The sequence below is a fragment of the Streptomyces virginiae genome, assembly GCF_040638905.1.
In the GTDB taxonomy this organism is placed as follows: Bacteria; Actinomycetota; Actinomycetes; order Streptomycetales; family Streptomycetaceae; genus Streptomyces; species Streptomyces virginiae_B.
This window is the reverse complement of the sequence record NZ_JBEZYV010000034.1, coordinates 61388-68345: the sequence shown is the minus strand read 5'-3', so window position 1 is coordinate 68345 and position 6958 is coordinate 61388. Positions and strand designations below refer to the sequence as shown.

Genomic DNA, 6958 nt, shown 5'->3' with positions numbered 1-6958 from the left:
TGCGGACGCGGCCTGCGGCGGAGACCACTGAGTTCCCGCCCGCGAGGCCGCCGCACATCGGCTCCGCTACGCGTACGCCGGCAGGGAGCGGAACCCCGCTCCTCAAACGCCGGAGGGGCTGGAGTTCGCGACGGCCCGGGCCAGCGCGGCCAGGAAGGAAGCCACGGAGCCCGGTCCTGGGAGGACCAGGTCGGCCCGGGCGGCGAGTTCGGGGACCTCCGCCGAGCCGCTGCACACCAGCAGCCCCGGCAGCCCGTCGGCCCTGCGCTTCTCGACGGCCGAGTACGCGGCGAGGTCGCCCAGGTCGTCCCCGGCGTAGAGCACCGTCTCGGCGTCCCGCTCCGCCAGGAACTCCGTCAGGGCGACGCCCTTGTCCATGCCCGGGGGCCGCAGCTCCAGTACCGCCCGCCCCGGCTCGACCATCAGCCCGTGCCGGGCGGCCAGCTCGGTCAGGGGCTCCCGCAGCGCCGCGAAGGCCGCCGCCGGGTCCTCGGCGCGCCGGGTGTGGACGGCGAGCGCCCGGCCCTTCTCCTCGATCCAGGTGCCGCGCCAGGCCCCGATCGCGTCCAGGAAGCCGGGCAGTTCGGCCCGCACGGCCGCCACCCCGGGGTGCTCGGCGGGGGCGTGGACGAGGCCGGTCACGGCGTCCCAGCGTTCGGCGCCGTAGTGGCCGAGGACGACGAGGTGTTCCAGTCCGGGCACCCCGGCGAAGCCCCCGTAGCGGACGGCGACGCTCGCGGGCCGCCCGGTGACCACGGCCACCGAGTCCACCTCGGGGGCGAGGGCCGAAAGCGCGGGAACGGCTTCGGGATGTGCCCGGGCCTGGTCCGGGTCCGGGACGATGTCGGCAAGGGTGCCGTCGAAGTCCAGGGCGACCACAGAGCGGCGGGGTGCGCGGAGCAGGGCTTCGAGCCCCTCGCGTCCGGCAGCGCTGACGGGCATCGGCAGGTCGTGCGGATGGCTCCCCATACGCACGACCCTAACGGCCCGGCGGGACGACGGCTACGGCTATCGCCGTGCTCGCTGGGCTTCACGGATCCTGCGCAGCCGGTTGACGGTGCCCGGGGCGTGGGCCAGTGCCCGCGGGTCGTCCATGAGCGCGTTGAGCAGCTGGTAGTAGCGGACGGGGGACATCCCCAGACCTTCCCGTATGGCCCGTTCCTTGGCTCCGGGCCCCGGCCAGGTGCGTCCCTCGTACGCGAGCACCGCGGCCTCCGCGGCCGTCAGCTGCCCCTCGTCCGTCATACCGCCAGATTAACGCCGCCGTCCGACAGACGGCGGCGCCGGGTCAGCGCGGGTCCGCCGCGCGGGCCGCCGTGGCGATGTCCTCCAGCACCTTGGCGGGCTGTCCGCCGGGCTGGACGGTCTTGCCGATGTTCTGCTTGATGTCCTCGCTGACGCCCGCCCACGACTTCTTGCCGACCGGGTACAGGCGCGAGCTGGGCAGCGCCGCCAGGAAGGGCCTCAGCTGGAGCGCAGGACCGCTCGTGGCGGCCTGCTTCGCCTGGTAGCCGGTGGTGGTGGCCGGCAGCAGGTCGTACTTCTCGGTGAAGGCCGTCACGTTCTTCGGCTGGTACAGGTAGTCCAGGAACTTGCCGGACTCGGCGCGGTGGCCGTTCTTGAACGCCATGACCCAGTCCGCGACGCCCATCGCCGGCTGCTGGGAGCCGTCGGACGTCGGCAGCGCGACCATGCCGAACTTCACGCCCTTGGCCTCGGCTTGCTTCATCAGCGTCGGGTGCCCGTTGAGCATGCCGACCTCGCCCTTGGTGAAGGCCTCGAAGGCGGCCTGGCGGTCCAGCTTGCCCGGCTCGACGGGGCCGGTGAGGCCCTGGCCGACCATCTTGTCGCGCAGGAACTCCAGCGTCTTGACGTTGTCGGCGGAGTCGATGGCGTAGCCCTCTTCGTTGTCGGTGTAGCCGCCGCCGCCCGCGAGCATCCACATCATCGTCTCGGCCTGCGCCTCCTCGCGGCCCAGGGGCAGCGCGAAGGGGGTGGGCACGCCCGCGCCCTTGAGCTTCTTGGCCGCGGCCTCCAGGTCCGCCCAGCTCTTCGGCTGCCAGCCCTTGGCGTCCTTGCCGATCACGCCGGCGTCGGCGAGGAGCTTCTCGTTGTAGAAGAGCAGCCGGGTGCTGGAGACGAAGGGCATGCCGTACTGGGTCTGCTTGACCTTCCCGGCGTCCGCGAGCGGGGCGAGGAAGTCGGCCTCGGTCTTCACCGAGAGCAGCTCGGCCGTGGAGTACAGCTTGCCGGCGGCGGCGTAGTCGGCGTAGGCGCCGATCTGCGCGATGTCGGGGGCCTTGCCGGCCTTGACCATCTCGGCGACCTTGGCGTCGACCTCTGACCACGAGAAGACGTTGACCTCGACCTTGATGCCGGGGTTGTCCTTGTGGAAGCCGGCGGCCAGGTCTTTCCAGTAGGCCGCCGAGGAGTTCTGCGGATTGTCCCCGTAGTCGGCCGCCACGACCCGCAGGGTCACCTCGTTGTCTCCGGTGAGTCCGCCGACGGCTCCGCAGCCCGTCAGCGTCACAGCGGTCAGGCACAGCGCGGCGCCGGACGCGGCCAGGCTCAGGTAACGGCCCTTCACAGGTATCGATCCACCCCTAGTTGTACGTACGATCCACGTAAGGTCTACACCACTTTGGCGACTCGTCCACATCGGGCCCCCCACCAGCACGTCCGATTTGTATGGTCACTCAACAATCCCCCTCAATGGACTAGACCTTTCCCCGCCGAGCACGCGAGACTGTCTCTGTGAAACCCGTGAAACACGTCATCGCCCTCGATGTGGGCGGCACCGGGATGAAGGCCGCCCTCGTCGCCGCCGACGGCACCCTGCTGCACGAAGCGCGCCGGGCCACCGGCCGCGAGCGGGGCCCCGACGCCGTCGTCGAGACGATCCAGGACTTCGCCGCCGAGCTCCTCGCCACCGGCCGGGAACGCTTCGGGCGGGCCGCCTCGGCCGCCGGGGTCGCCGTCCCGGGCATCGTCGACGCCGACCACGGGATCGCCGTCTACGCGGCGAACCTCGGCTGGCGCGACGTCCCGCTGCGCGCGCTGCTCACCGCACGCCTCGGCGGCATCCCCGTGGCCCTCGGCCACGACGTGCGCACGGGCGGGCTCGCCGAAGGCCGCATCGGCGCCGGCCGGGGCGCCGACCGCTTCCTCTTCGTGCCGCTCGGCACCGGTATCGCCGGCGCCATCGGCATCGCCGGCCGCATCGAGGCCGGCGCCCACGGGTACGCGGGCGAGATCGGGCACATCGTGGTCCGCCCCGGCGGCCCCGACTGCGGCTGCGGCCAGCGCGGCTGCCTGGAGACCCTCGCCTCCGCGGCCGCCGTCAGCCGCGCATGGGCGGCCGCCTCCGGCGACCCGGCGGCCGACGCCGCCGACTGCGCCAAGGCCGTCGAATCCGGCGACGCGCGCGCCCGGGAGGTCTGGCTGGCCGCCGTCGGAGCCCTCGCCGACGGCCTGGTCACCGCGATCACTCTGCTGGACCCCCGCACGCTGATCATCGGTGGCGGGCTCGCCGAGGCCGGGGAAACCTTGTTCACACCACTACGCAAGGCCGTGGAGGAGCGCGTGACGTTCCAGCGGCTCCCCCACATCGTGCCGGCGGCCCTCGGGGACACCGCCGGCTGCCTGGGCGCAGGGCTGCTCGCCTGGGACCTACTCGCCACGGAGGTACCGGCCTGATGTCCGGAAGCGCACACAGCACTGTTCTCTCCGGCGCCAGGGTGGTGCTGCCCACCGGGACCGTGGCGGGCGGCCGGGTCATCGTCGACGGCGACCGCATCGCCGGCAGCGCACGCGAGGGCGCGCGGATCGTCGACCTGACCGGGCACTGGATCGTCCCCGGTTTCGTCGACATCCACAACCACGGCGGCGGCGGCGCCTCGTTCACCTCCGGCACCGCCGAGGACGTGCTCCAGGGCGTACGCACCCACCGCGCGCACGGCACGACCACCCTGGTCGCCTCCACCGTCACCGGGGACCTGGACGAACTGGCCCGGCGGGCCGGGCTGCTGGCCGAGCTGACGCAAGCGGGCGAGATCGCCGGCATCCACTTCGAGGGGCCGTTCATCAACCCCTGCCGCAAGGGCGCCCACAAGGAGGACCTGCTCCGCGACCCCGACCCGGCCGAGGTCCGCAAGCTCATCGACGCGGCCCACGGCGCAGCCCGCATGTTCACCCTGGCCACCGAACTGCCGGGCGGCCTGGACTCCGTACGGCTGCTCGCCGAACACGGGGTCATCGCCGCGATCGGCCACACCGACGCCAGCTACGAGCAGACGCGCGCCGCCATCGACGCGGGCGCGACCGTGGCCACCCACCTCTTCAACGCGATGCCCGCGCTCGCGCACCGCGAACCCGGCCCGATCGCCGCCCTCCTGGAGGACGAGCGGATCACCGTCGAGCTCATCAACGACGGCACCCACCTGCATCCCGCCGCTCTCGAACTGGCTTTCCACCACGCGGGCGCACACCGTGTGGCGCTGATCACCGACGCCATGGACGCGGCCGGCTTCGGCGACGGGACCTACCACCTCGGCCCGCTGGAGGTCGAGGTCAAGGGCGGGGTGGCCCGCCTCGTCGAGGGCGGCTCCATCGCCGGCTCGACGCTCACCCTGGACACCGCCTTCAAGCGCTCGGTGACCCTCGACAAGCTGCCGGTGGAGTCCGTGGTCCAGGCGATCTCCGCCAACCCGGCCAAGCTGATCGGCCTGTACGACGAGATCGGCTCGCTGGAGCCCGGCAAGTACGCGGACCTCGTCGTCCTGGACGCAGCCTTCGACGTCCGGGGCGTCATGCGGCGCGGCGAATGGGTCGTCAGCCCCGGCCCCTGAGGGCGGCCCTGACGGCCAAGCGGCTGGACGAGCGGAGGCGGTCGCCCCGTGGGACTGGGCCGACCGCCTCGCGTTTGGCATGATCCCGGCAGCAACAGACCCGGGAGTGCCCATGATCCTGACCGTGACGCTCAACACCGCACTCGACGTCACGTACCGCGTGCCGCGGCTGCTTCCGCACGCCTCGCACCGGGTCACCACCGTCACCGAACGGCCCGGCGGCAAGGGCCTCAACGTCGCCCGCGTCCTGGCCGCGCTCGGCCACAAGGTGACCGCGACGGGCTTCGCCGGCGGTCCGGTCGGCTCCGTCGTGCAGAACGTGCTGGCCATGTCCCCCGGGGTGGTGGACGCGCTGCTGCCCTGCGAGGGCGCCTCGCGCCGCACCGTGGCCGTGGTCGACGAAGCCTCGGGCGACACCACGCAGTTCAACGAGCCGGGCCCGCTCATCACTCCCGCCGAGTGGTCGCGGTTCCTCATGCACTACGAGGAGCTCGTGGCCCGGGTACGAGCGGTGGCCCTGTGCGGCAGCCTCCCGCCGGGCGTGCCCGTGGGCGCGTACGCGGTGCTCGTACGGGTGGCCCGCGCGGCCGGCGTCCCCGTACTCCTGGACACCAGCGGCGAGGCCCTGCGGCGCGGGGTCGCCGCACGCCCGGAGATCATCAAGCCGAACGCCGCCGAGCTGGCCGAGCTCACCGGCTCCCGCGACCCGCTCCCGGCCACACGTGACGCCCGCCGCCGCGGAGCGCACGCGGTGGTCACCTCACTGGGCCCGGGCGGCCTGCTGGCCGCCACCGCCGAGGGCACCTGGCAGGCGGCCCCGCCGCGCCCGCTGTCCGGCAACCCCACCGGAGCCGGCGACTCCGCCGTCGCCGGCCTGCTGTCCGCCCTGGCGGAGGGCCTGGACTGGCCGGCCCGCCTCACCCGAGCGGTGGCCCTCTCGGCGGCCACGGTCCTCGCCCCGGTGGCGGGAGAGTTCGACCCCCGCACCTACGAGGAGGTACGGGGGTCGGTGAAGGTCACGCCCGCCTGAGGGCTGCCCTTGGCGGCGGTGGAGCGGATCAGCCCTGTTCCAGCCACAGCTGGTCGAGGACGACGTCGCACTGGTTGCCCGCCTCGCACGAGATCTTGATCGTGTTGGCGCCCTGCTTGAGGTCCACCAGCGAGTAGGTGTTGGTCCACCCCTTGGCCCAGTCGCCCGGGGCGGCCTTGGAGAAGTTCGCCATGTTGACCGGCCGCGTCTGCGCCTCACCGTTGACGGTCAGCGTGGTGTTGGCGTCCTTGCCCGGCACCCCGTAGGTCATCTTCAGCTTGTACTTGCCGGTCTTCGGGACGTCCACCGACCAAGTGGCCGCCGCACCGACCGCGTTGAGCCCGGTCACGTACTGACCGTTCTCGCTCTTCGCACCCGGCAGCGTGTTCTGCAGGTTCGCACCGCCCGTGAGGGACATGCCGCTGCCGCCGAAGTCCGCCTTCGGCAGCTGGACCTGCGAGGGCTTCGTGCTCGGGGTGGGGCTGGCCGGGTTCTGCGGGGCCGCCGACTGCTGGCCGCCGTTCGCGGTGTCCTTGCCCTTGTCCTCGCCCTTGTCCTTGTCGCCGAAGGCGAGGGCCGCGCCGATGCCGATCACCACCGCGCCGACCACCGCGACCGCCGCGATCAGCAGACCGCGCCGGCTGGAGGCGCCGCCGGCACCGCCGCGGCCGCCGTGCCCGCCCGCATGCCCGATCGTCTGGGTCTGCGCGGCCTGGGGCTGCTGCGGAACGCCGTAGCCGCCCGCCTGGAGCGCCTCGGGGGCTTGGTACTGGGCCTGGTAGCCGGGGGGCTGCTGCGCGGGGCTCTGCTGGTGCGGGACGGGGCCGCGCTGGCCGCCGCCGTTCCTGCGCTCGCCGACCGTCCGCACCTGGTGGTGCGAGGTACGGGGGACACCGGGCTGCGCACCTGGGTGACCGCCGGCCGCCCCGCCCGGGTAGCCGTACCCGCCGCCCGACGTGGGCGGGGCGGCTCCGGCAGACTGGCCGTCCGCGTAGAGATAGCCGAACGGATCATCGTCCTCGGGCGTGTTCGCCCCACCGTGCGGGCCGTTGTTCGCGGGCGTCGTCATCGCAGGTCACTC

7 protein-coding genes are annotated in these 6958 nt (G+C 73.2%); 3 read left to right on the top strand and 4 right to left on the bottom strand.

The genetic code is table 11. The features are described 5' to 3' along the window. Positions 1 to 102: 102 nt before the first annotated feature. Genes otsB through AB0F82_RS31710 form a run of 3 tightly spaced genes read right to left on the bottom strand, consistent with a single transcriptional unit; the run spans position 103 to position 2587 of the window. Positions 103 to 969, bottom strand: coding sequence for a trehalose-phosphatase (gene otsB, locus AB0F82_RS31720; RefSeq protein WP_362633689.1), 867 nt, complete (start codon positions 967 to 969; stop codon positions 103 to 105). A gap of 39 nt (positions 970 to 1008) precedes the next feature. Beyond that, a complete protein-coding gene (locus AB0F82_RS31715; RefSeq protein ID WP_356815305.1) occupies positions 1009 to 1245 on the bottom strand; it encodes a DUF3263 domain-containing protein in 237 nt (78 codons plus the stop codon). 43 nt (positions 1246 to 1288) lie between these two features. After that, entirely contained in the window at positions 1289 to 2587 is a 1299-nt protein-coding gene (locus AB0F82_RS31710) for an extracellular solute-binding protein (protein WP_362633687.1), read from the bottom strand. Positions 2588 to 2763: 176 nt separating this feature from the next. On the opposite strand from AB0F82_RS31710, the gene AB0F82_RS31705 reads away from it, so the two are divergent. From AB0F82_RS31705 to AB0F82_RS31695, 3 genes are all read left to right on the top strand, one after another. Further along, on the top strand, positions 2764 to 3696 hold the full coding sequence (locus tag AB0F82_RS31705) for an ROK family protein (protein ID WP_356815309.1): 933 nt from the start codon (positions 2764 to 2766) through the stop codon (positions 3694 to 3696). Then, the gene (gene nagA / locus AB0F82_RS31700; RefSeq protein ID WP_362633684.1) at positions 3696 to 4847 is read left to right on the top strand and encodes an N-acetylglucosamine-6-phosphate deacetylase; all 1152 of its coding nucleotides are present in this window, start codon (positions 3696 to 3698) and stop codon (positions 4845 to 4847) included. Before AB0F82_RS31705 ends, nagA begins: the two co-directional genes overlap by 1 nt. Positions 4848 to 4959: 112 nt before the next feature. After that, the gene (locus AB0F82_RS31695) at positions 4960 to 5877 is read left to right on the top strand and encodes a 1-phosphofructokinase family hexose kinase (RefSeq protein WP_362633681.1); all 918 of its coding nucleotides are present in this window, start codon (positions 4960 to 4962) and stop codon (positions 5875 to 5877) included. A gap of 28 nt (positions 5878 to 5905) precedes the next feature. Here the strand turns inward: AB0F82_RS31695 and AB0F82_RS31690 are convergent, their stop codons facing one another. Further along, positions 5906 to 6946, bottom strand: coding sequence for a CBM35 domain-containing protein (locus AB0F82_RS31690; RefSeq protein WP_362633679.1), 1041 nt, complete (start codon positions 6944 to 6946; stop codon positions 5906 to 5908). Positions 6947 to 6958: the final 12 nt, after the last annotated feature.

Coding starts and splice junctions, on each gene's coding strand:
- otsB (WP_362633689.1), bottom strand. CDS start 969: ATGGGGAGCCATCCGCACGACCTGCCGATGCCCGTCAGCGCTGCCGGA.
- nagA (WP_362633684.1), top strand. CDS start 3,696: ATGTCCGGAAGCGCACACAGCACTGTTCTCTCCGGCGCCAGGGTGGTG.
- AB0F82_RS31690 (WP_362633679.1), bottom strand. CDS start 6,946: ATGACGACGCCCGCGAACAACGGCCCGCACGGTGGGGCGAACACGCCC.
- AB0F82_RS31715 (WP_356815305.1), bottom strand. CDS start 1,245: ATGACGGACGAGGGGCAGCTGACGGCCGCGGAGGCCGCGGTGCTCGCG.
- AB0F82_RS31695 (WP_362633681.1), top strand. CDS start 4,960: ATGATCCTGACCGTGACGCTCAACACCGCACTCGACGTCACGTACCGC.